This is a genomic window from Tistrella mobilis KA081020-065 (genome assembly GCF_000264455.2).
Taxonomy (GTDB): domain Bacteria; phylum Pseudomonadota; class Alphaproteobacteria; order Tistrellales; family Tistrellaceae; genus Tistrella; species Tistrella mobilis.
Genome location: NC_017956.1, coordinates 2,479,453 through 2,502,817, shown reverse-complemented (window position 1 = coordinate 2,502,817; position 23,365 = coordinate 2,479,453). Strand labels below are relative to the sequence as shown.

Genomic DNA, 23,365 nt, shown 5'->3' with positions numbered 1-23,365 from the left:
CGCAGGCGCGTCCGGAACGGGGGCTGCGAGGACTCCGTCGCCCCGCCTACTCCGATGAGGCTTGATCAGCAGCAAGCTTCAGCAATGATCCAAGGCTACTCTATCTGTCGAGGCGCCGATTTCCTGCGGGCTTCGACAGATCGCGAACAACGGCGACGAACCGGCCCCTCGCAGGGTTGTCGTTCTCCTTGAGCCAAGCCGCAGTAACCGGGACCGCGGCGTCCGGTTCGGCAATGGGCTTGAAGACGACACCACTGTGGGCAACGCCGGTGGCCGACTCGCCGATGACGGTGGCTCCAAAACCCAGGCCGACCAACGAAAGCAGCGCCTCGCGCGAGACGAAGTGCTGGTCGGCCTCAAGATACGCATCCGGGGCAACCCGACCGGCGAGAAAGGTATAGAGCACCGACCCGCTCTCCCATGTCCGGAGAACCAGCGGTGCTTCCGCCAGATCGGACCATGACACCGCCTCGCGGGTCGCCAGCGGGTGATCCTCAGGGAGAACGGCGGCGAGCTCCTCGTCCCAAAGGTGCAGAGTCGCGAACTCAGCGGACGCGACCTCGAGCACCGTTAGCGCGACATCAATGCGGTGCTCGCGCAAGGCGGCGAGCAAGTCGGGCGGACTGCCCTCCTGGAGCTCGAGCGCGACTTCAGGGGCCTCAGCACGGAACGCCGCCAGCGCCGTGCGGAGCGGCCCGGTGCTCAGCGAGACGTAGAAGCCAATCGAGAGCGCACCGGCCTCGGCGCGAGCGATGCGACCGGCCTGGCCCGTTGCCTGATCGAGCTCGTAGATGATCCGGCGAGCCGACCGAAGGAAGCGCTGGCCGGCATGGGTGAGGCGAACGCCGCGTGGGTAACGCTCGAACAGGTTTGTATGCAGCCGGCTTTCGAGCCTCTGGATGTGCTGGCTGACGGTCGGCTGGATCACCCCGAGCGCAGCCGCCGCCCCGCTGAAGCTGCCCGCATCAGCCACCGCCACGAAGTAACGGAGCTGACGCAGTTCCATCTGACCTCCGGCTGACGAGTCGCAGCGCCAACGCTGCGGCTTGCCAGCGTGACAAGGTCAACAGGCCGCCGATCCTCGTCCGGGAGGGAGGTTTCCGGGCTCCGCGTGGGCTCTTGACCTTCCCATCGTTGGAAAGACCACCTTCACGACAAACGCCGCTGAAACCGCGCTCAGGAGTCCGAGCGCTGCGACGCACCGAAGGTGAATGCCATGGCACGCAGAGCCGCAGCCGTCCTCTTGGCGACCGCCGTCACCGCCGCCGCCGGCCTCGCCGTGGCCTACCGCGAGGAGGTGGCGCCCTACGCCGATCGCGTCCTCGCGCTTGCCTGGTCCGGAGAAGATGCAGGCGGCGCGCCCACCGAACCGGCCGCTGCGCCCCCGGCGCCGCAGGTTCCGGTGGCCGAGGTGGTCACGCGCGAGATCGCACCCTCCGCCGAGTTCACAGGCTTCGTGGCCGCGACGAGGAGCGTGGAGCTTCGGCCGCGCGTGGGCGGAGCGATCGAGGCGGTGAGCGTTCCGGAGGGCGGGCTGGTCCGGGAGGGCCAGCTCCTGTTCCAGATCGACCCGCGCCCGTTCCAGGTGGCGGTCGAGACGGCCGAAGCGCAGCTCCGCCAGGCCGAAGTGCTGCTCGCCCAGGCCGAAGCCGACTTCGAGAGGGCGGAGAAGCTCGTGCCCAACGGCACGATTTCCCGCAAGAGCTACGACGACGCGCTGGCCAAGCGGCGCGAGCGGCAGGCGCAGGTGCAAGCGGCGAAGGCCGCGGTCGCGGCGGCCCGGCTCGATCTCTCCTATTCCCGTGTCACGGCCCCGATCGCCGGCCGGGTCGATCGGGCCTTGGTGACCGAAGGCAATCTTGTCGCCGGCGGCGGCGCCGGCGCGGCGACCGTGCTCACGACCATCGTCTCCATCGATCCCGTCCACGTCTACTTCGACATCGACGAGGCAACCTACCTCGACTTCGTGGCAAAGGCTCGCCCCGACAGCAGCGGCCGCGCCACGGTCCGGCTGCCCGTCCGGGTCAGTCTCATGACCGATAACGGCTTCCCGCACGCGGGCGTGCTCGATTTCCTCGGCAACCGCGTCGATCGCAGCACCGGCACGGTGCGCGCCCGCGCCGTCGTTCCGAATCCGGACGGGCGGCTCACGCCGGGCCTGTTCGCGCGGGTGAAGCTCGTGACCGATGCGTCGCGCCAGACGGTGCTCATCGACGATCAGGCCGTCGGCGCCGACCAGGGCCGGCGCTACGTGCTGGTGCTGGGAGCGGACAACAAGGCCGAGTATCGCCCGGTCGAGCTCGGGCCGGTGATCGACGGCCTGCGCGTCGTCACGAGCGGCCTTGCTCCCGGCGAGACCATCATCGTCAAGGGGCTGGTGCGTCCCGGCATGCAGGTCGCGCCTCGCCCGACCTCGATGGCGCCCGGCACGGCGCCGTCCGGCCACGCGGCCAACGTGGCCTCCCAGGAGGCGCGCCGATGAACCTGCCCCGCTTCTTCGTCGACCGCCCGATCTTCGCGGTCGTGCTCTCGGTGCTGATGCTGATCGGCGGCGCCCTCGCGCTGCTGCGGCTGCCGCTCAGCGAATATCCCTCCGTGACGCCGCCGACGGTTCAGGTGACGGCGAGCTATCCCGGCGCCAACCCGCAGGTGATCGCCGAGACGGTGGCTTCGCCGCTGGAGCAGGCGATCAACGGCGTCGAAGGCATGCTCTACATGGGCTCGCAGGCGGCAACCGACGGGCGCATGACGCTCACCGTCACCTTCGCGCAGGGCACCGATCCCGACATGGCGCAGATCCAGGTGCAGAACCGGGTCTCGCGCGCGCTCCCGCGTCTCCCCGAAGAGGTGCAGCGCATCGGCGTCGTCACCCAGAAGACCTCGCCCGACGTGCTGATGGTCGTGCATCTCCTCTCGCCCGACAAGCGCTACGATCCGCTCTACGTCTCGAACTACGCCATCCTCCAGGTGCGCGACGTGCTCGCCCGCCTGCCCGGCGTCGGCGACGTCGTGGTCTGGGGCGCCGGCGAATACGCGATGCGGATCTGGCTCGACCCGGCGAAGGTGGCGGCGCGCGGCCTCAGCGCGAGCGACGTGGTCGCCGCCATCCGCGAGCAGAACGTCCAGGTGGCCGCCGGCTCGGTCGGCCAGCAGCCCTATGCCTCGGCCGACTTCCAGGTTTCGGTGAACACGCTGGGCCGGCTCTCGAGTGAAGAGCAGTTCGGCGACATCGTGGTGAAGACCGGGGCCGACGGCCAGGTCACGCGACTCAAGGACGTTGCACGCGTCGAGCTCGGCGCCGACGCCTATGCGCTGCGCAGCCTCCTCGACGGCGAACCCGCCGTCGCGCTCCAGATCATCCAGAGCCCCGGGGCCAACGCGCTCGACGTCTCGAACGCCGTGCGCGGTGCCATGGACGATCTCAAGCGCGGCTTTCCTGAAGGCCTGGAGTATCGGATCGCCTACGATCCGACGGTGTTCGTCCGCGCCTCGCTGGAAGCGGTCGCGGTGACGCTGCTCGAAGCCGTCGCGCTCGTGGTGCTCGTCGTGGTGCTGTTCCTGCAGACCTGGCGGGCTTCGATCATCCCGCTCGTGGCGGTGCCGGTGTCGCTCGTCGGCACCTTCGCGGTCATGCACCTCCTCGGCTTCTCGCTCAACACGCTCTCGCTGTTCGGCCTGGTGCTCTCGATCGGCATCGTGGTCGACGACGCGATCGTGGTGGTGGAGAACGTCGAGCGGCACATCGCGCTGGGCGAGCCGCCCAAGGAGGCGACCCGCAAGGCGATGGACGAGGTGACCGGGCCGATCGTCGCCATCACCTCGGTGTTGGCGGCCGTGTTCATCCCCTCGGCCTTCCTCTCCGGCCTGCAGGGCGAGTTCTACCGACAGTTCGCGCTCACCATCGCAATCTCGACCATCCTGTCGGCGGTCAACTCGCTGACCCTGTCGCCCGCGTTGGCCGGCGTGCTGCTGAAGCCGCATCACGGCGGCGCACCGCGCGACCGCCTCACGCGGATCATCGACCGCCTGTTCGGCTGGTTCTTCCGGCTGTTCAACCGCTTCTTCGAGGGCGCCTCGCGCGCCTACGTCTGGTCGGTACGCCGCGCCGTGCGCGTCAGCGGTCTCGTGCTCATGCTCTACGCCGGGCTCCTCGGCCTCACCTGGCTCGGATTCCAGAGCGTGCCGACCGGCTTCGTGCCGGCGCAGGACAAATACTACCTCGTCGGCATCGCCCAGTTGCCGACCGGCGCTTCGCTCGACCGCACCGAGGCTGTCGTCAAGGAGATGTCGAGGATCGCGCTCGCCGAGCCCGGCGTGGAGAGCGTCGTCGCGTTCCCCGGCCTGTCGGTCAACGGCTTCGTCAACATCCCGAACGCCGCTGTGATGTTCGCGATGCTGGACCCGTTCGAGCAGCGCCGGGAACCCTCGCTCTCGGCCAACGCCATCGCGGGCCGCCTGATGGGCAAGTTCAGCCAGATCCCCGACGGCTTCCTCGGCATCTTCCCGCCGCCGCCGGTGCCAGGCCTCGGCGCGATCGGCGGCTTCAAGATGCAGATCGAGGACCGGGCGGGCCTCGGCCTCGATGCGCTCGCCGCGGCGCAAGGCGCGATCATGGCGAAGGCGTCCCAGGCGCCCGAGCTCACCGGCATGCTGGCGAGCTTCCAGGTCAACGCGCCGCAGGTCCAGGTCGACGTCGACCGCGTCAAGGCCAAGGCGCAGGGCGTGCCGCTCACCGCCATCTTCGAGACGCTGCAGGTCAACCTCGGCTCGCTCTACGCCAACGACTTCAACCGCTTCGGGCGGACCTACCGCGTCATGGTCCAGGCGGACGCGCCGTTCCGGATGCAGGCCGAGGACATTGGCCGGCTGAAGGTGCGCAACGCGGCCGGCGAGATGATCCCGCTCGCGGCGCTCGTCACGATCTCGCGCAGCTCGGGGCCGGATCGCGTGATGCACTACAACGGCTACCCGTCGGCCGACATCAGCGGCAACCCGGCGCCGGGGTATTCGTCGGGTCAGGCGACGGACGCGATCGAGCGGATCGCCCGCGAAACGCTGCCGGCCGGCATGACATTCGAGTGGACCGAACTCACCTATCAGGAGAAGCAGGCCGGCAACACCGCCCTGTTCGTCTTTCCCCTGTCGGTGCTGCTCGCCTTCCTGATCCTGGCCGCCCAGTACAATAGCTGGTCGCTGCCGCTCGCCGTGCTGCTGATCGCGCCGATGGCGCTGCTCTCGGCCATCGCCGGCGTCTGGCTGTCGGGCGGCGACAACAACATCTTCACCCAGATCGGCTTCGTGGTGCTCGTCGGCCTCGCCGCCAAGAACGCCATCCTCATCGTCGAGTTCGCCCGGACCAAGGAGGACGATGGTCTCGATACCTTGAGCGCCGTGCTCGAAGCGGCCCGGCTGCGCCTGCGCCCGATCCTCATGACGTCGCTCGCCTTCATCGCCGGCGTCGTGCCGCTCGCGACCGCGACCGGGGCCGGCGCCGAGATGCGCCAGGCCATGGGCGTCGCGGTGTTCGCCGGCATGCTCGGGGTCACGCTCTTCGGCCTGGTGCTGACGCCGGTCTTCTACGTCGTGGTCCGGCGGCTGGCCGGCCGGCGGCACCCCCAACCGGCGCCGGTCCCGGCGCCTGCCGAATGAATCCAAAGAAAGGAGAGACCATGCACGGCCACACTTTCGCCGACCACCAGCACGATCACGTCTTCCTGGGCGCCTACCACGACCGCAACGCCCGCCGCACGCATTGGGTGATCCTCCTGACCGCTGTCATGATGGTCGGCGAAATCACGGCGGGCATGCTGTTCGGCTCGATGGCCCTCCTTGCTGACGGCTGGCATATGGCAACCCACGCCGGGGCCCTCGCAATCACCGCCTTCGCCTATGCCTTCGCCCGCCGCTATGCGCGCGACGCGCGGTTCACCTTCGGCACCGGCAAGGTCGGCGAGCTCGCCGGGTTCGCCAGCGCCATCGCGCTTGGCGTGACGGCGCTGCTGATCGGCTGGGAGTCGGTCGAGCGGCTGATCGATCCGGTTCCCATCGCCTTCGGGGAGGCCATCACGGTCGCTGTGCTGGGGCTCGCGGTCAACCTGGCGAGCGCCTGGCTGCTGGCCGGCGGAGGCCACGATCATCACCACGGCCACGCGCACGAGCACCATCACCATCATGATCACCAGGACCAGAACCTCCGTGCGGCCTATCTGCATGTTCTCGCCGACGCGCTGACCTCCGTTCTCGCCATCGTCGCCCTCGTGGTCGGGCGCTATCTCGGCTGGGTCTGGATGGATCCGGTCGTCGGCGTCGTAGGCGCCTTGGTGATCGGCCGCTGGGCCTACGGCCTGCTGCGCGACACCGCGGCCGTACTGCTCGACGCGGGCGCCGATCCACGCCTGGCCGAACGGGTGCGGGGAGCGATTGAGCGCGGCGGCGATCGGATCAGCGACCTTCACCTGTGGCGGGTCGGCCCGGGGCGTCACGCCGCGATCATCGCGCTCGTCACTTCGGAGCCGCGCGATCCCGAGCACTACCGCACCCGCGTGTCCGACTGGCCCGAGCTGGCGCACGTCACCGTCGAGGTCCATCGCTGCAGCGCACCGCACTGAGGCGTGGCCGGATCGCTTTCGAATGGAGCGGCGGCGAGCGCTTGACCTTGCCAGCGTTGCAAGCCGCACGGTCGGCTCATCCAATGATGAGGAGATCCGACGATGCCGAAGAACGAAGCCGCCATGCAGGCGCTGCGCGCCGCTAACGACCGCATGCACCACGCCATGGCGGTCGAGCTCACGGGCGATCCCGACCGCGACTTCGTCCGGGCGATGATCCCGCACCACGAGGGCGCGGTCGAGATGGCGAAGATCGCGATCGAGCACTGCGCCGATCCGGAGCTGAAGCGCCTGGCCGAGGAGATCATCGCGGCGCAGGATCGCGAGATCGCCTTCATGCGCGACTGGCTCGCGCTTCACCCGGCCTGAGCTGCCGCCTGGCCGGCGAAGGAGGGCTCCGCCATGTCCGATCGATGCGCCACCCCGATGCTCGAGGCGCGGGTGCTTGCAGCGTTCCATCAGGCCTGCGCGGAGCGCGCGCTGGAGGTCGCCGACGGGCTGCTCTCGATCCTCGAACTCATCGCCCGGCAGCGAGACGGCGAACTCGATCCCGACGGCGCTTTGGAGGAGCCGGCGCTAGGCGACGCCTATCTGGCGATCGCCGCCGCCGTTCGCCGGCCCCGCGAGCATTGAGCGAGCTCAGCGCCGCGACCTCAATGCCGTGCGTCGCGCAGGTTCATGATGGCTTCTCGGGTGTGGGACGAGGTTTCCGCTTAAGGGCGGTGGCAGCCAGCCAAACAGTCGCGCCGACCGCGATCATCACGGCCGGAACGGCGCTCCAGTTGACCGCGACCCACCCGAACCCCGTCTGGACGCCGCCGGCGGCGAGCGTGGCAAGCGCCGTCGCGCCGAAGACGAGGAACTCGTTCGCCGCCTGGACCTTGGCGCGCTCGGCGGGCTGGTAGGTCTCCGCGAGGAGCGTCGTCCCGCCGATGAAGAGGAAGTTCCACCCGACCCCGAGCAGAAGCAACGCGACGTGGTAGTGGGTGAGCGCGGCCGGGTCGGCCAGCGCGGTCGCCGCGCTCGCGAGCAGCAGGCCGGCACCCGCCAGCAGCACGCGGACGACGCCGAAGCACGCGATCAGGCTCCCCGTGACGAAGGAGGGCACGAACATGCCGAGCAGATGCCAGCGGGTGACGCTCGCGGCCGCGTCGGGCCCGTGCCCATCGGCCACCACCGCGAGCGGCGAGGCCGTCATCACGAAGCTCATCACCCCGTAGGCGATTGCGGCGTTGAGGACGGCGACGACGAAGGCCGGCTGGCGGGCGATCACGAGGAGCGGTCGACCGCCGCCCCGCTCGGCGGGGCCGGGCGCCGGCATGCGCAGGCCGGCGAGCACGACCATCGACAGAAAAGACAGGGCGACAACCGCCAGATACGAGCCGGCGAACTCCGCCGTGGGCAAGGCGCTTCGGCTCCACGCCGCGACCTGCGGCCCGATCAGCGCGGCCGCGACCCCGCCGGCGAGCACCCACGAAACCGCCTTGGCCTTGCCCGACGGGTCGGCAGCATCAGCGGCGGCGAAGCGATAGTACATCGCGAAGCCCTGGAACACGCCCATCAGGGCGCCGCCCAGGCAGAACAGCGCGAAGCTCCCGAGCATGATCGCGCCAGCCGAGACCGCGCCGCTCGCCGCGCCGAAGAAGGCGCCGAGCTGGAAGCCGCGGCGTCGGCCGACCCGCGCCATCAGCAGCGAGGCGGGAATCGTCGCCAGCGCGGTGGCGACCGTCATCAAGGCCACCGGCAGCGTCGCCAGCGCCTTGTCTGCGGCCAGCATGTAACCGGCGAGGCCGGAGAAGGTGAACACCACCGCGGCCGCGGACAGATAGAGAGCTTGGGCGACAGCCAGCACGGCAACCGCTCGACGGTCAGTTCCGATCATCGGACGGCTCAGCTCCTCTATTGCATGCAACTGGCCCGGTTGCTCCGGGCGCCGGCCGAGCTCAGTGGCGGGGCGCAGCCGCCGCACCGCGCCGCGTCGCCGAGGGCCCGCCGGCTTCGCCGAACCGCGGCGCCGCCGCGCGCTTGGGGCGCGCCGGCGCGGCCACCTGGGCCGCCTCGGCGAGATCCTCGATGATCGGGCAGTCGGGGCGGTCGTCGCCCTGGCAGGTTGCGGCCAGATGCTCCAGCGTGCGGGTCATGGCCTGCAGCTCGGCGATCTTCGCCTTGAGTCCGGCGACGTGGGAGAGCGCCACCGCCTTCACGTCAGCGCTCGCCCGGCCGCGGTCCCGCCACAGCGCGAGCAGCTCCGCGATCTGCTCGACCGAGAACCCGAGGTCGCGCGCCCGGCGGATGAAGCGCAGCGTGTGCACGTCGGACGGGCTGTAGTTGCGGTAGCCCGCGTCCGAGCGGATGGCCTTCGGGATGAGGCCGGTCTGCTCGTAGTAGCGGATCATCTTAGCCGAAACGCCGGAGGCCTTGGCCGCTTGCCCGATATTCATGGTTCGTCTCCTTGTCTCGATTGCTGTTACGCGCTCGCGGCGCGGGCCGCGGGCGCTTCTTCGGGCGTGAAGAACACGTCCGCATGCAGGTCCTCACGCCGCAGGCCGCGCGCGGTCGCGATGGCCATCGCTGCGTCCACCATCGCCGGCGGGCCGGCGACATAGGCCTTCCAGCCGTCGAGGTCGTGCAGATCCTGCCCGACCGCGTCGGTGACGAACCCCGTCCGCCATTTCGGTTGCGGCGGGGACTCAGAGAGGACCGGCGTGAAGGTCAGGTTGGGGTGCCGCGCTTCCAGCCCCTCGAAGTGGTCGGCGAGATAGAGGTCGCGCTCCGCCCGCGCCCCGAAATAGACGTGGATCGGCTGCCGCATGCCATGCGCGAGCGCGGTCTCGACGATCGACTTGATCGGCGCGAGGCCCGAGCCGCCCGCGACGCAGAGGATCGGCCCGGCATGCTTCTCGCGCAGGTAGGACGAGCCGAACGGCCCCTCGACGGTCACGGGGTCGCCGAGCTTCAGGAGCGCGTGGATGCGCGCGGTCGCGGCGCCGCCCGGCACGCGACGGATGTGGAACTCCAGCTCCGGCTCGCCGGGCCAGTTCGCCATCGAATAGTCGCGGGTCGGCGCGCCCGGGAAGGTCACCCGGGCGTACTGGCCGGCCGTGAAGGCGAGCGGCGCCCCGTCCTCGACGGCGAGCCGGACGCGCTTGATGTCGTGGGTGGCGTCCTCGATCGCCACCACGCGGCAGCGCAGCCGCCGGCGCGGGTGATCGGCGACCTCCTCGTCGCCGCCGAGCCAGGCGACGGCGGCGTCGGTCCGGGGCAGCGCCCGGCAGGCGAGGATCAGACCTTGCGTCTTCTCCGCGTCGGAGAGCGCAAAGCGGGTATGATCGAGCAGATCGACCTCACCTGACACGAGGCGGGACTTGCACGAGCCGCACCGGCCCGAGCGGCAGCCGTGCGGGTAAGGGATGCCCGCCTCAAGCGCGACCTCCAGGATCGTGCGGCCCTCGGGGACATCAATGGTCAGCCCGGCCTGTCGGATGTCGACACGTCTGGTCATGGCGACGCTCCCCCTCACGCCGCCTTCGACAGGCCGAGCGCCTCGGCGAGGCCCGGCTTCTGCGACGGGAAGGTGCCGTAGAAGACCTTCTCGCCCACCAGCGTGATGGGCGCCACGCGCACCCCGGTGCGCGCCTTGGCTTCCTCCATCACCGTCTGGTCCGACAGGTCGCGCTCCTCGAAAGGAACGCCTCGCGCGTCGAGCCAGGCTTTCAGCGCCCGGCAATCCGGGCAGGTCGGCGTGGTGTAGACGATCACCTTGGTATCTGCGGTCTCGGGCATGTCGGCCTCCTTGCGTTTCGTCTTGGGCTGACCCGGGCCCTCGTCGCGGCCCGGGCCGGCCGTCATTCGGCGGGCGCCAACGCGGGTCGGCCCGTCGCGCGGTCAGGCGCGGACGTCTCGGCCGCCATCGGCGGCCGGAAGCCCTTCAGCCGAAGCGCGTTGCCGAGCACGAAGACGCTGGAAAGCGCCATCGCGGCGGCCGCGAACACGGGCGAGAGCAGGACGCCGTAGGCGGGGTAGAGCGCGCCCGCCGCCACGGGGATCAGCACCGTGTTGTAAGCGAAGGCCCAGAACAGGTTCTGCTTGATGTTCCGGATGGTCGCCTGGGAGAGCGCAATTGCGTTGGGGACGCCCCGCAGGTCGCCCGACATCAGCACCACGTCGGCCGACTCGATCGCCACGTCCGTGCCTGTGCCGATGGCGAGGCCCACGTCGGCCTCGGCGAGCGCCGGGGCGTCGTTGATGCCGTCGCCCACGAAGGCGACGCTGCCGAGCCGTTGCCGCAGACCCTTGAGCGCCTCGACCTTGCCGTCGGGGAGGACCTCGGCCACGACCTCGTCGATGCCGAGCTGTCTGGCGATGGCCTGCGCGGTCCCCGCGTTGTCGCCGGTGATCATCGCGACCTTGAGGCCGAGCGCGTGCAGGGCCTGGATCGCCTCGGGCGTCGTCGGCTTGATCGGGTCCGCGACCGCGATCACTGCGGCGAGCCTGCCGTCCACGGCCGCATAGAGCGGGCTCTTGCCCTCGACCGCCAGCCGCTTGGCCGCAGGCAGCAGGTCGGCGACGTCGTAGCCGAGCTTCTTCATGTAGCGATCGGCTCCGACCTCGACCTTGCGGCCCTGGACCGTCGCGGCGACCCCGAAGCCGGGCACCGCGTCGAAGCTCTCGACCGCCCCGAGCTTGAGGCCCCGCTTGCGGGCGGCCTCGACGATCGCCTCGGCGATCGGGTGCTCCGAGCGGGTCTCGACGGCGGCGACGAGGCCGAGAACCTCCTCCGTCGCGAAGCCTGGGGCCGGGACGAAGTCGGTGAGCTCCGGACGGCCCTTGGTGAGCGTGCCGGTCTTGTCGAGCGCGACCACCTTGGCACCGCGCAGCGTCTGCAAGGCTTCGCCCTTGCGGAACAGCACGCCCATCTCGGCCGCGCGCCCGGTGCCGACCATGATGGAGGTCGGCGTGGCGAGCCCCATCGCGCAGGGGCAGGCGATGATGAGCACGGCCACCGCGTTCACCAGCGCGAAGGTGAGCGCCGGCGCCGGCCCGAAGACGAGCCAGATCCCGAAGGTTAGCGCCGCCACGCCCATCACGATCGGCACGAAGACGGAGGTGACCTTGTCCACCAGCGCCTGGATCGGCAGCTTCGACCCTTGCGCCTGCTCGACCATGCGGATGATCTGGGCGAGCACGGTGTCCGCGCCCACCTTCGTGGCACGGAAGGTGAAAGCGCCCGTCTTGTTGATCGTGCCGCCGACGACTTCAGCGCCCGCCGCCTTGTGCACGGGCACGGGCTCGCCGGTGATCATCGATTCGTCCACGTAGGACGTGCCCTCAATCACCTCGCCGTCCACAGGCACGCGCTCGCCAGGACGCACCTGGACGAGGTCGCCGGCCTGCACGTCGGCGAGCGGCACCTCAACGGCCTCGCCGTCACGCAGGACGCGGGCGGTCTTGGCCTGCAGCCCCATGAGGCGCTTGATGGCTTCCGACGTGCGGCCCTTGGCGCGCGCTTCGAGATAGCGGCCGAGAAGGATCAGCGTAACGATGACGGCCGCGGCCTCGTAGTAGACGTTCTGCGTGCCTTCGGGCAGCAGCCCGGAGGCGAAGGTCGCCACCACCGAGTAGCCCCAGGCGGCGCTGGTGCCGAGCGCGACCAGCGAGTTCATGTCGGGGGCCCCGCGCAGGAGCGCCGGCACACCCTTCTGGAAGAAGCGCAGGCCCGGCCCGAACAGCACGAGCGTGGTTAGCGCGAACTGGAGATACCAGCTCTCGCGGTGGCCGATATTGGTCATCACCCAGTCATGCACGGCCGGGATCAGGTGCGAGCCCATCTCGAGCACGAACACCGGCAGGGTGAGCGCGGCCGCGATGAGGAGCGCCCGGCGCAGCGAGCCCATCTCGCGCTCGCGCCGCTCCGCCTCCTGGTCGGAGGGAGCGTCGGACGCCACCGCACGCGCCTCGTAGCCCGTCGAGCGGACGGCCGCGACGAGATCGCCCGTGGAGACCGCGCCGGCGAGATGCCGGACCTGGGCCTTCTCGGTCGCGAGATTGACCGAGGCGCTCACCACGCCCGGGACGCGGACGAGCGCCTTCTCGACCCGCCCGACGCACGAGGCGCAGGTCATCCCCTCGATCGAGAGTTCGGTCGTCTCCTCGCCCACCGAATAGCCGACATCCTCGACCGCGCGGGCCACGGCTGCCGGATCGGGCTCGCCGGCGAACGCCACCTCGGCGCGTTCGGTCGCGAGGTTCACGGCGGCGCGCGTCACGCCGGGCAGCGCCTTCAAGGCCTTCTCGACGCGCCCGACGCAGGAGGCGCAAGTCATCCCCTCGATGCGGACGCTGAGCGTGCCGCCCGAGGGCGCCGGAGGATCATTCTCGCGCCGAAGCGCAACCACGGAAGCCATCGTTTCCACTCCCTTCATTGGGGCTTTGGACCCGATGTGGGGCTTCCAACGATGGGAAGGTCAAGGGCTAATCGATGCCGTGACTTCGGGGCTTGACCTTACCACGATGGCAAACCCCAGTTGGGTTGGAAGCGAACGAACAAGGAGAGTCGCATGCTTCGCTTCCACGTCCCCAACATGACCTGCGGCGGCTGCGCCAAGTCGGTCACCAAGGCGCTGCAGAGCGTCGATCCCAAGGCCCGGATCGAGACCGATCCGACGACTCGCGAGGTGCGGGTCGAGAGTTCGGCCGCTGAATCGAACCTCCTCGCGGTCCTGGAGGAAGCCGGCTACCCCGCCGAGCGCCGCTCCGAGCCCGCCGCTGGTTGAACGGGGAGCCCCCACATGACACGCAAGCCTCTCGTGACCGGCGCGATGGCGCTGGCGATCACCGCAGTCCTCGCTTCGGCTCCGGCCGCAGCACAGGCCTCGATCAAGGGCACCTTCGCGCTGCCGGGCGCTACCGAGAAAGCGGCCGGCGACCTCATCGTCCGGGGGACCGAGCCGCTGACCCGCGAGCTTGAGGTCGCCTTCATCGACAAGGCGACGGGCAAGCCGATCCTCCGCTACGACGAGGAGCTGAGCCAGGAGCTTCACGTCCTGGCCACCGACTCGGCGCTCTCGACCTTCGTGCATGCGCACGCGGAGAAGGCCGGTCCGGACGGGCGGTTCCGGCTCCAGGTCCGCTTCCCGAAGCCCGGCCTCTACCATGTCTATGCCGACGCGGCGCCGTCCGGCCTTGGCCAACAGGTGATCCGCTTCGACGTGCCGGTGGACGTCTCCTCCGACAATCCTGCTCCGAGCGAGCGGCCTGTCAGACCGGCGCCTGCCGCGTCGCCGAACGCCACGCTCGAAGGTGTCGATGGTCCTTACACCGTCAAACTCGACGCCCGGGCGCTGCGCGCGGGCGCCGCGGGCTTGATGGCGCTGACCATCCTCAAGGACGGCAAGCCCGCGACCGACCTTCAGCCGTACCTGGGCGTGCCGGCGCACGCGGTGTTCGTCGGCGCGGACGACCTCGCCTACGTCCACGCCCATGCGACCGCCGCCGATCAGGCCAGGAAGGGACATGGCGGGGCGCACGCCGGCCATGGATCGCACGGCGCTGCAGGGCCCATCCCAGCCGAGCTGACGCTCCACGCGACGCCGCCGCGCGCCGGCCGCTATGCGCTGTGGCTTCAGTTCATGGGAGGCGGACAGGTGCGGACCGTGCCCTTTGACGTGATGGTCCCGGGATCGTCCTGACAGTGACCGGCGGACTGCGGCTTCGGCCGCCATTCCCGCTCACGAGGACCCGATGGGGCTGAGCAATGACTAAGGAACCAGAACAATGAACCGACCCATCGCAAGGCGAGCGCTATTGAAAAGCGGCGCGCTCGGGCTGGCCGGCGCCGGCCTGTCGGGCCTCTTCCCCGCATGGGCGCGGAGCGGCACGCCGGGTCTCAGGCCGGACTCGCCGACCCTTACGGGGGAAGACATCCGGCTTTCCGTCGGCCACAGCCTGTTCGAGGTCGGCGGCCGTTCGGGCCACGCGATCACGATGAACGGCGTGCTGCCCGCGCCGCTGATCCGCCTGCGCGAAGGCCAGGACGTCCGCATTCACGTCGAGAACACCCTCGACGAGGACACCTCGATCCACTGGCACGGCCTCATCCTGCCGTTCCACATGGACGGTGTGCCGGGGATCAGCTTCCCCGGCATCCTGCCCAAGCAGACCTTCACCTACGAGTTCCCGATCAAGCAGTTCGGGACTTACTGGTATCACTCACACTCCGGCCTGCAGGAGCAGGTCGGTCACTACGGCCCATTGGTCATCGACCCGGCGGGCGCGGAGCCTGCGCCCTACGACCGCGAGCACGTCGTCGTGCTCTCCGACTGGACCTTCATGCACCCCCACCAGGTGATGGCGAAGGTCAAGAACGAGGGCGGCTACTTCAACCGGCAGAAGCAGACGCTGGCCGGGCTGCTGCGCGACAACGATCCCGAGGAGAGGATGCCGCTCTCGGAGCGGATCATGTGGGGCCGCATGCGCATGGACCCGACCGACATCTCGGACGTGACGGGCTCGACCTACACCTATCTGATCAACGGCCATGGACCGGGCGAGAACTGGACCGGCCTGTTCCGGCCCGGCGAGCGCGTGCGGCTGCGCTTCATCAACGCGTCGGCCATGACGATCTTCAACATCCGCATACCGGGACTGCCGATGACGATCGTGCAGGCGGACGGCACGCACGTCCGGCCGGTCGAGACTGACGAGTTCCAGATCTCGGTCGCCGAAACCTACGACGCGATTGTCACGCCCACCGAGGACCGCGCCTACACGCTCGTGGCGGAGTCGATCGACCGCTCTGGCATGGGCCGCGCGACGCTCGCGCCGCGCCTCGGCATGACCGCGCCCGTCCCGCCGCTACGCCCGCGTCCCACGCTGGGCATGAAGGACATGGGCATGGGCGGGATGGACCACGGCGCGATGGGCCACGGCAACGCCGGTGCAACGAACCATGCGGCTATGGGGCATGGCGCGCCTGCTTCCGCCGGCGCCGACCATGCGGCGATGGGCCATGGGTCCGGCGGCATGGACCACGACATGCGCGACGAGTCGCTCGTCCCGCCGACGGTGAAGGTCGGCGTCGGCGTCGACATGATCGCGCCGATGCCGGTTGACCGCACGGGCGACCGGCCGCTGGGCCTAGAGAACGAGCCGCATCGCGTGCTGACCTACCACGATCTCGCGCCGCTCACGCCCTTCCATGACAAGCGGCCGCCGACGCGCAGCGTCGACATCCACCTGACCGGCAATATGGAGCGGTTCATGTGGAGCTTCGACGGCAGGAAGCTCAACGAAGGCGCCGAGCCGATCCGCTTCGCGCGCAACGAGCGGGTGCGGGTGAACCTCATCAACAACAGCATGATGAACCACCCGATCCACATCCACGGCCACTTCTTCGAGCTGGTCACAGGCATGCCGCATGGGCATCCGGTCAAGCACACGGTGAACGTGATGCCGGGCGGCAAGGCGAGCTTCGACCTGACCGCGGACGCGCCCGGCGACTGGGCGTTCCACTGCCACCTGCTCTACCACATGCACGCCGGCATGATGAACGTCGTCAAAGTCCGGCCCATGGACGACAAGGGAGGTGCCGCATGACCACGGCCCTCATCCTCGCCGCGGCGTCCGCGCTGACTCTCGCCTCGCCCGCGCTCGCGCAGCACGCCGGCCACGGCACGCCCGCCGCCGATCCGCACTCCGGCCATGCGGCGCCCGCCGCGGCCCAGCCCGCGCCGCCCGATCCGAACTGCACGCCCGAGCATGCCGCGATGGGGCATTGCACGCCCGCTGCGGCAGCTCCCGTACCGCCGTCACCGGACCCGCACGCCGGCCACAAGATGCCGGGCGCATCGCAGCCGACGAACTCGAAGCCGCACGCGGGCCACGCGATGCCACAGCCGGCGCCGGCTCCCGGCGACCACGCCGGGCATCGGGAGACGGCTCCGGCACTCGCGGCCGACCCGCATGCTGGCCACGCGACGTCCGGGAACGCGCCGGCATCCGCTCCGCCGGTCGCGCCGCCGCCACCTGAAGCGTTCAGCGGACCGGAGCACGCCGCCGACACGGTGTTCGACCCGACGTTCATGGCCAAGAAGCGCGCGGGTGAGCTGATGGCCGAGCACGGCGGCTACACCGGCTACATGGTGCTCTTCGACCGCTTGGAGTACCGGGCGGTGGACGGCCACGACGGCTACGCCTGGGACGGCGAGGCCTGGTATGGCGGCGATTACAACCGCCTCTGGCTCAAGACCGAGGGCGAGGGCGCCTTCGGCGAGGCGGTGGAGAGCGCCGAGATCCAGGCGCTCTACAGCCGCGCGATCGACCCATGGTTCAACCTTCAGGCGGGCGTCCGCTACGACATCCGCCCCAAGCCCGACCGCGCGCATCTCGTCGTCGGCCTCCAGGGTCTCGCGCCCTACTGGTTCGAGGTGGACGCGGCAGCTTTCCTGTCAGACGAGGGCCATCTCACTGCCCGCCTCGAGGCCGAATACGACCAGCGCATCACCAACCGCCTTATCCTGCAGCCACGGGTCGAGCTCGATCTCGCCGCGCAGGATGTGCCCGAGCTTGGCATCGGCGCCGGTCTGTCGTCGATCGAGGCGGGCCTGCGGCTGCGCTACGAGATCGAGCGCGAGTTCGCGCCCTATGTCGGTGTCCAGTACGAGCGCCGCTTCGGCGACACCGCCGACTTCGCGCGCGCCGCAGGCGAGGACGTCGGCCGCTGGGCCTTCCTGTTCGGGATCAGATCATGGTTTTGACCGCGGCCGGCTCGCTGCCCCGGACGAGGACGGCCTGCGCGCCTCGGGTCACCGATCAGCACCGCCGGCCGATCTGGCCAATTCAACGGGAGACGTCATATGGAGCGCAATCATTCAACCCACGCCCATAGGCACCCTGACGCGGCCGGGGCGCAGGCTCATTCCGCCGGCATCTCCCTGAACCGGCTGGCCTTCACGGCCACCGCCCACTGCCTGTCGGGCTGCGCCACCGGCGAGGTGCTCGGCCTGGTGATCGGCACCGCCCTGGGTTGGGCGACGGCGCCGACGATTGCGCTTGCCGTCGTCCTCGCCTTCTTCTTCGGTTACGCCTTCACCATGATCCCGCTCCTCAGGGCGGGCTTGGCCTTTGGAGCCGTCCTCAAGCTGGCGCTCGCGGCCGACACCGTCTCCATCCTGATCATGGAGATCGTCGACAACGCCATCATGCTCGTGATCCCCGGCGCCATGGATGCGGGGCTTGCGAGCCCTCTCTTCTGGGGGAGCCTCGCGGTGGCGCTGCTGATCGCCGGCGCCGTCGCGTTTCCCGTCAATCGATGGCTGATCTCGCGTGGCAAAGGTCACGCCGTCGTTCACGCGCACCACCAGCACCACTAAGGAGGGCGGAAATGAAAGATCACGCGGACCACAAGACGAAGGGATCCTATGGCGCGCTAGGGTTCGAGATGGTGGCCCACTTCGTGATCATGTACCTCGTCATGTACACGATGATCGCGACGCTCGATCATTTTTACCTCAACATCAACAATCTCTACATGACGCTGATGATGGTGACGCCCATGGCGCTGATCATGCTGGTCTCGATGGGCTCGATGTTTCCCTCGCGGTCGCTGAACATCGCCATCGCCGGCGTCGCGATCATCGTCTTCGTCGCGAGCTTCGCCGCGATGCGCACCCAGGCGGCCGTCGGCGACGAGGAGTTCCTGCGCTCGATGATCCCCCATCATTCAGGCGCGATCCTGATGTGCGAGGAGGCGTCGATCACCGATCCCGAGATCGTGGCGCTGTGCGGCGAGATCGTGAAGGCGCAAAGGGAGGAGATCGCGCAGATGAATGCCATCCTGGCGCGCTATTGATCGTGTGCCTGCGGCGTCCGCTAGAGCCGCCAGTGCTCGATGATCTTCGGACGCATGAAGGCAGGGGTGCCCTCGCGCCAGCGTTCGAAGCTCCGCGAATTGGGGGACTCGAACAGCATCATGCCCTGGCTGTTGACGGCAGCCGGACGCACCACCTTAAGGTGGCCTTCCGCGTCGATTTCCACGTACGGGTAGAGGCCCAGGAACTCGCGACCACGGTAGTAGCCCTGGCCCTCGGGTAGCACCGGGAGCACCGCCACGTGCCCTTTCGCGCCATCGAACCAGCCGAGCTCCCAGCACATCCAAAGCGACTGGTCGGCATTCGCGGTGTCGAGAAACAGCAGGGTGTCGCTGACCGACATCACGCTGCGGATGAACTCGGCGTTCGCCGGCGTCACTTCCGCCCGGTCCGCCTCGGGCGCGTCGAGCCAGTCGCAGAATACGACGAAGCCCATCTCGACCAGCAGGTCATAGACGCCGAGCACAACCTCGGCGTCACGGATCGTCTGCGACAGAAAGATATCGTACCGCGTGGCCTGCCGGCGCGACACGCGCCGCAGCGCTTCGTCGACGCTGACTCCCTCGCGCTGGGCACGCTGCCGGGCACGCGCCCGGATCGCCCCTTCGCTCAGGATGGCCATGTCCCGGCTTGCCTCAGGTCTTTCGCCGTTCCAACAATCTATTTGCCGGCCTTTTTGGCGGCTTCCTCAATTCGAGCCGCCAGCTTGTCGCCGTCCACATATCTGTAGACGGGCACCCCGTGCTTCGTGAGCAAGGCCGGCGTGTCCCCAGGCGTGTCCGTATTCCCGTCCTTGTCTTTCAAGTGATGAATTTGAATGCCCACCAACCCATTGCCGCGCGCAATCGACTTTTCGATCTCATAGTTGATGAATTTCCGCCCAGCCGTCTTGGCCCCGATGAACACCACCGTGACCGTGGTCCGCTCCAAGGCTCCATCGATCATCTTCTTGATCTCGGCGTCACCCTTCTTCTTCGCCTCCTCCCACAAGGAGGCGTCCTGAAAGCCCGCGGCGGCGCAGCCGACGATCTCGTGCAAATTACGGATCTGGTTGATGCGCCAGATATCGCGCTGGTAATGGAAGCTGAAGAAGACCCGCCTTGCCATGATGATCACTCGCCGTTGCTGAACCCGAGGCCGATATAGTCGCTCCAGGCGGCTCCGCCGAGTCGCAAGGATAATCGGAGACCCATGGACCGCGCCACCTTCGTCGAACGCTGGACCAAGAGCCTGGAACTCGGTTCCGCTGCCGCCTTCATTGGCGCCGGGCTCTCCCAGCGCGCCGGCTACCCGGGCTGGCGGCGTCTGCTCCGTGACATCGCGAAGGAACTCGGCCTCGACATCGAGGAGGAGCACGACCTCGCTGCGGTGGCGCAATACAGCGTCAACCGCGCGGTCGGGAAGCGAAACCAGCTCGCGCGCCTCATTGCCGAGGAGTTCCCGCCCAAGGCGGAAGCGCCGGAGCCCTTCCGCATCCTCGCTCGATTACCGCTGCGACACGTCTGGACGACGAACTACGACGCCTTACCGGAGACGGCATGGCGGAACGAGCGCAAGCTCCTCGACGTCAAGTCACGCAACGAGGATCTTGGCATCGACAAGCCATGGGCGCACACCGTCCTCTACAAGATGCACGGCTCGGTCGACCACCCGGCCGACGTCGTCATCGCCAAGGACGACTACGAGCTCTACCGGAGCATGCGGCCGGGGTTCCTGCAGGTTCTGACCGGCCACTTGGTCAGCAAGCAGATCCTCTTCCTCGGCTTCAGCTTCACCGATCCCAACCTCGGCCATTTGTTCGGCAGCATCCGCGAGGCTTTCAAGGAAAACGGACCCGAGCATTACGCGATCGTCCGCAAGCCAGCGCTCGGCGGCGGCAAGAACGCCAAGAAGCGGCTCGAGACGGAGCTGATCCGCCATCGGCTCTGGGTCGAGGACCTGCAGCGCTATGGAATTCAGTGCGTCGAGATCGACGAGTACGAGGAGGTCGACGACATCCTGCGCGAGGTCGAGATGACGCTCGCCCGTCGCAGCGTGATGATTTCCGGCAGCTTTCCCGACGTGCTCGATCCGGCCGAGCTCGATCGCCGCCGGCGCATCGAGGCTGTCGCTCGCGGGATTGGCCGGCTGGTCGCCGAGCGCAGCAAGCGCCTAGTGTCCGGGTTCGGGCTCGTGGTGGGCAGCGCGTCGATCTCCGGGGCGCTCGGCGTCGTCCTGAAAGAGGATGCGCCCAATCTGGAGAAGAGCCTGATGCTGCGGCCGTTCCCGCAGGAGGCGCCGCCCGGGATCAAGGACGCCGATTTCAAGCGTCGTTACCGCGAGGGCCTTGTCCAGCAGGCCGGCGTCTGCATTGTCATCGCTGGCGAGAAGGACGTCCAGAAAGGCGGTCGCGCCGAGCGCGTCCTTGCCGATGGCGTTCTCGATGAATGCGAGGCCGCGCGGCGGATCGGGCGGGCCGTCGTCCCGGTCGGCGCCACCGGCGGCGCGGCCGCCGAGGTCTGGCGGCAGCTCGACGCCGAGTTCGACGACCATTGGCCCAAGGCGCTGCGCAAGGATTTCGACCTGCTCAACGACCCGAAGCGGTCGCCTGAGGATCTCGTCGAGGCGGTCGGGCGCTTTCTCGACCATCTCGACAAACCGGCACCGCAAGCTTCCCCGAAACGGAAGAAGGGTAGGTCGTCGTCGGCCAATAAAGGCGCGCTTTAAGGCCCGGCAGGCTGGCGCGTCACGTTGGTCATATGCTCCAGCGCGATCTTCAGGTTGTTGTCGAGGTAGACGACGGTATCGAAGCCGTTGTCCTGGCCCAGCCGGCGGTAGGAGAAGCGCACCGCAAAGGCTTCTCCGCCGGGCCGGGAAAGCTGGGCCGAAACACCCCGCTCGCGCGCGTCCTCGATTCTTACGGTCAAGCCGTCCGGCGGGAGGGAGGCGACGAGCAGAGCCAGCACGTCGCGCATGAAGATGTCTTCTTCGTCCCGCGCCATGGCTTGAGCGAAGCGCCGGCTGGCTTCTTCGTTGCAGACAATTACGCACTGGCTGAGGATTACGTAAGGCCAATCGTGGCCATGATCGACGAATGTCCATTCCATGATGTGGGTATCGTCGATGCTCTTCCAGTCGAGCGACCAGTCCGTGTTGAAGCGAGGCGTCTCCGATCGCCCCTGCAGCGGGTTCGAGATGCCTGCCAAGGCGCGGTTCACCTGTTCGAGCGCCTCGTCCGGGTTGGCGCGGAAATCGGCATAGACCTTGTCGCGCAGGAAAAGCGGAATCGTGCAGTCGTCGATGACGCACGGCATGAGAAGCGTCTTTCGTTCCTCAAGCTCACGCATCAAGCCCGCGTTCAACTCCCGTTTGCACCAAGCGGATTCGACCGAATTCTTCGACAGAACGACGAGGATGGCGCTCGAATCGGTCAGCGCCGATTGCACTTTGTCGAGCAGAGAGTCGCCGACCTTCAATTCCCAGCGATCCATCCAGATATGGTGCTTGTTCTGCACGAGATTGGCCGCGAGCGTGTCGACGAACGCCCGGTCCTTCTGGCTGTGGCTTATGAAGATCGGCATACGTGACGGTAGCTCATTCGCCGGTCGGCCGCACCACATAGGAAATACCGGTCGCACGGTCGCGCCCGATACCGCCGAGCTGAGGGGAGAAGGCCTTCTCCCTGGTCGTAGCCCGTGGGGCGGTCTCCTCCACACCCTCTTCTGCGGGGGCACCCCGCAACGCCCCGATCGGAGCCTGGCCCGGTACGGAGGCGGGCGTGCGCCCAGCGCAAGGCGCTGCCGCGATCCGAAGAGAGGGAGAGGCCGGCGGCTGCCGCCGTGACGGGTTTGAGGGCTGCGGGAGAGGCTCGCGGCCGGCCCGTCATGGAGAACCGCCATGGCGCGCAATGCCGCTCGCGGCCGCTCCGGTTCAGACCGGGCGAGCCTTTATCAGGAAATCACCGACAAGCTCATTGCCGAGCTGGAGGCCGGCCGGCTGCCCTGGGTCCAGCCCTGGGGGTCGCGCGGCGTGGCAGCGCCGCTCTCCATGCCGAAAAACGCAGCCACCGGGCGGGCCTATTCGGGGATCAACGTCCTGATCCTCTGGGGCGCCGTGGTGGCCCGCGGCTTCTGCTGCCAGAGCTGGCTCACCTTCCGCCAGGCGCTCGCGCTCGGCGGCAACGTGCGCAAGGGCGAGCGCGGCACCACCGTCGTCTACGCGGACCGCTTCGTGCCGGACGACGAGAAGCAGCGCGCCCGCGAGACCGGTGAGGAAGCCCAGGCGATCCCGTTCCTGAAGCGCTTCACCGTCTTCTCCACCGACCAGTGCGAGGGCCTGCCCGACGATCTCGTCACCGCGCCGCCGCCAGTGCCCGACGGCCTGATCCTGCCCGAGGTCGAGGCGCTCATCCGGGCGAGCGGCGCCGATCTCCGGCTCGGCGGCGACAAGGCGTTCTACTCGCCGGCGCTCGACTACATCCAGGTGCCCCGGCCCGAGGCCTACTTCGAGCCGGTCAACTGGCACCGCACCGCGCTGCACGAGCTCGGCCACTGGACCGGCCACGGTTCACGGCTCGCCCGTGACATGACCGGCGGCTTCGGGTCGAAGAAGTACGCGCAGGAGGAGCTCGTCGCCGAGATGACGGCCGCCTTCTGCTGCGCCACGCTCGGCATCGTGCCGACCGTCCGCCACGTCGACTATATCGGCTCTTGGCTCGAGGTCCTGCGCGAGGACAACCGGGCCGTGGTGCGCGCGGCGTCGGCCGCGTCCAAGGCCGCCGACTTCCTGCTCGCCTTCCGGCCCGGCGCCGAGGCGTCCCACACGCACGACGTGGATCTCGAGCGGGTGGCCGCGTGATCGGTTCCGCCGCGTGGGTCGCGCGCCTAGCCATGTCGGGTGCTTCCCGGTCAC

General features: G+C 68.8%; 22 protein-coding genes. 13 read left to right on the top strand and 9 right to left on the bottom strand.

Annotated elements, in window-relative coordinates:
- Positions 1–100 precede the first annotated feature (100 nt).
- Entirely contained in the window at positions 101–1,006 is a 906-nt protein-coding gene (locus tag TMO_RS11330; protein WP_014745763.1) for a LysR family transcriptional regulator, read from the bottom strand.
- A 210-nt stretch (positions 1,007–1,216) separates the two neighbouring features.
- Between TMO_RS11330 and TMO_RS11325 the strand changes: the two genes are divergently transcribed.
- The 5 genes from TMO_RS11325 (at position 1,217) to TMO_RS11305 (ending at position 7,241) form a co-directional block, all read left to right on the top strand.
- Positions 1,217–2,482, top strand: a complete 1,266-nt coding sequence (locus TMO_RS11325; RefSeq protein WP_041604929.1) for an efflux RND transporter periplasmic adaptor subunit — start codon at positions 1,217–1,219, stop codon at positions 2,480–2,482.
- On the top strand, positions 2,479–5,649 hold the full coding sequence (locus tag TMO_RS11320; RefSeq protein ID WP_014745761.1) for an efflux RND transporter permease subunit: 3,171 nt from the start codon (positions 2,479–2,481) through the stop codon (positions 5,647–5,649). Before TMO_RS11325 ends, TMO_RS11320 begins: the two co-directional genes overlap by 4 nt.
- Positions 5,650–5,669: 20 nt before the next feature.
- A complete protein-coding gene (gene dmeF, locus TMO_RS11315) occupies positions 5,670–6,608 on the top strand; it encodes a CDF family Co(II)/Ni(II) efflux transporter DmeF (RefSeq protein WP_014745760.1) in 939 nt (312 codons plus the stop codon).
- Positions 6,609–6,710: 102 nt separating this feature from the next.
- Positions 6,711–6,977: a DUF305 domain-containing protein gene (locus TMO_RS11310; RefSeq protein WP_014745759.1), complete on the top strand. Its 267-nt coding sequence runs from the start codon at positions 6,711–6,713 to the stop codon at positions 6,975–6,977.
- 33 nt (positions 6,978–7,010) lie between these two features.
- Entirely contained in the window at positions 7,011–7,241 is a 231-nt protein-coding gene (locus TMO_RS11305; protein ID WP_014745758.1) for a hypothetical protein, read from the top strand.
- Positions 7,242–7,284: 43 nt separating this feature from the next.
- On the opposite strand, the gene TMO_RS11300 is transcribed toward TMO_RS11305, so the two are convergent.
- From TMO_RS11300 to TMO_RS11280, 5 genes are all read right to left on the bottom strand, one after another.
- A complete protein-coding gene (locus tag TMO_RS11300) occupies positions 7,285–8,490 on the bottom strand; it encodes an MFS transporter (RefSeq protein WP_014745757.1) in 1,206 nt (401 codons plus the stop codon).
- 61 nt (positions 8,491–8,551) lie between these two features.
- Positions 8,552–9,049: a Cu(I)-responsive transcriptional regulator gene (gene cueR / locus TMO_RS11295; protein ID WP_014745756.1), complete on the bottom strand. Its 498-nt coding sequence runs from the start codon at positions 9,047–9,049 to the stop codon at positions 8,552–8,554.
- A gap of 26 nt (positions 9,050–9,075) precedes the next feature.
- Positions 9,076–10,110 carry a 2Fe-2S iron-sulfur cluster-binding protein gene (locus tag TMO_RS11290; RefSeq protein WP_014745755.1) on the bottom strand — a complete coding sequence of 345 codons (1,035 nt, stop codon included), beginning with the start codon at positions 10,108–10,110 and terminating at the stop codon, positions 9,076–9,078.
- Positions 10,111–10,124: 14 nt separating this feature from the next.
- Positions 10,125–10,391, bottom strand: a complete 267-nt coding sequence (locus TMO_RS11285; protein WP_014745754.1) for a glutaredoxin family protein — start codon at positions 10,389–10,391, stop codon at positions 10,125–10,127.
- A gap of 62 nt (positions 10,392–10,453) precedes the next feature.
- Positions 10,454–13,012, bottom strand: a complete 2,559-nt coding sequence (locus TMO_RS11280; protein WP_041604928.1) for a heavy metal translocating P-type ATPase — start codon at positions 13,010–13,012, stop codon at positions 10,454–10,456.
- A 153-nt stretch (positions 13,013–13,165) separates the two neighbouring features.
- On the opposite strand from TMO_RS11280, the gene TMO_RS11275 reads away from it, so the two are divergent.
- From TMO_RS11275 to TMO_RS11250, 6 genes are all read left to right on the top strand, one after another.
- Positions 13,166–13,381 (top strand): heavy-metal-associated domain-containing protein, encoded by a 216-nt coding sequence (locus tag TMO_RS11275; RefSeq protein ID WP_014745752.1) that lies wholly within the window; start codon positions 13,166–13,168, stop codon positions 13,379–13,381.
- Between the two features lie 15 nt (positions 13,382–13,396).
- Positions 13,397–14,296 (top strand): hypothetical protein, encoded by a 900-nt coding sequence (locus TMO_RS11270; RefSeq protein ID WP_014745751.1) that lies wholly within the window; start codon positions 13,397–13,399, stop codon positions 14,294–14,296.
- Positions 14,297–14,381: 85 nt separating this feature from the next.
- Entirely contained in the window at positions 14,382–16,202 is a 1,821-nt protein-coding gene (locus TMO_RS11265; RefSeq protein WP_041604927.1) for a copper resistance system multicopper oxidase, read from the top strand.
- Entirely contained in the window at positions 16,199–17,362 is a 1,164-nt protein-coding gene (locus TMO_RS30395; protein ID WP_081598876.1) for a copper resistance protein B, read from the top strand. The genes TMO_RS11265 and TMO_RS30395 overlap by 4 nt, the downstream gene beginning before the upstream one ends.
- A gap of 99 nt (positions 17,363–17,461) precedes the next feature.
- Entirely contained in the window at positions 17,462–17,977 is a 516-nt protein-coding gene (locus TMO_RS11255; RefSeq protein ID WP_014745748.1) for a DUF4396 domain-containing protein, read from the top strand.
- Between the two features lie 11 nt (positions 17,978–17,988).
- Positions 17,989–18,456: a DUF305 domain-containing protein gene (locus TMO_RS11250; RefSeq protein ID WP_014745747.1), complete on the top strand. Its 468-nt coding sequence runs from the start codon at positions 17,989–17,991 to the stop codon at positions 18,454–18,456.
- 20 nt (positions 18,457–18,476) lie between these two features.
- Here the strand turns inward: TMO_RS11250 and TMO_RS11245 are convergent, their stop codons facing one another.
- Positions 18,477–19,097 carry a hypothetical protein gene (locus TMO_RS11245; protein ID WP_014745746.1) on the bottom strand — a complete coding sequence of 207 codons (621 nt, stop codon included), beginning with the start codon at positions 19,095–19,097 and terminating at the stop codon, positions 18,477–18,479.
- Positions 19,098–19,135: 38 nt separating this feature from the next.
- Positions 19,136–19,582: a TIR domain-containing protein gene (locus tag TMO_RS11240; protein ID WP_041606081.1), complete on the bottom strand. Its 447-nt coding sequence runs from the start codon at positions 19,580–19,582 to the stop codon at positions 19,136–19,138.
- An 84-nt stretch (positions 19,583–19,666) separates the two neighbouring features.
- On the opposite strand from TMO_RS11240, the gene TMO_RS11235 reads away from it, so the two are divergent.
- The gene (locus TMO_RS11235; RefSeq protein ID WP_014745744.1) at positions 19,667–21,181 is read left to right on the top strand and encodes an SIR2 family protein; all 1,515 of its coding nucleotides are present in this window, start codon (positions 19,667–19,669) and stop codon (positions 21,179–21,181) included.
- Here TMO_RS11235 and TMO_RS11230 read toward each other — a convergent pair.
- On the bottom strand, positions 21,178–22,035 hold the full coding sequence (locus TMO_RS11230) for a toll/interleukin-1 receptor domain-containing protein (protein ID WP_014745743.1): 858 nt from the start codon (positions 22,033–22,035) through the stop codon (positions 21,178–21,180). The two genes, TMO_RS11235 and TMO_RS11230, sit on opposite strands and share 4 nt — an antisense overlap.
- 316 nt (positions 22,036–22,351) lie before the next feature.
- Between TMO_RS11230 and TMO_RS11225 the strand changes: the two genes are divergently transcribed.
- Complete coding sequence (locus tag TMO_RS11225; RefSeq protein ID WP_014745742.1) at positions 22,352–23,311, top strand: ArdC family protein; 960 nt, start codon at positions 22,352–22,354, stop codon at positions 23,309–23,311.
- Positions 23,312–23,365 lie beyond the last annotated feature (54 nt).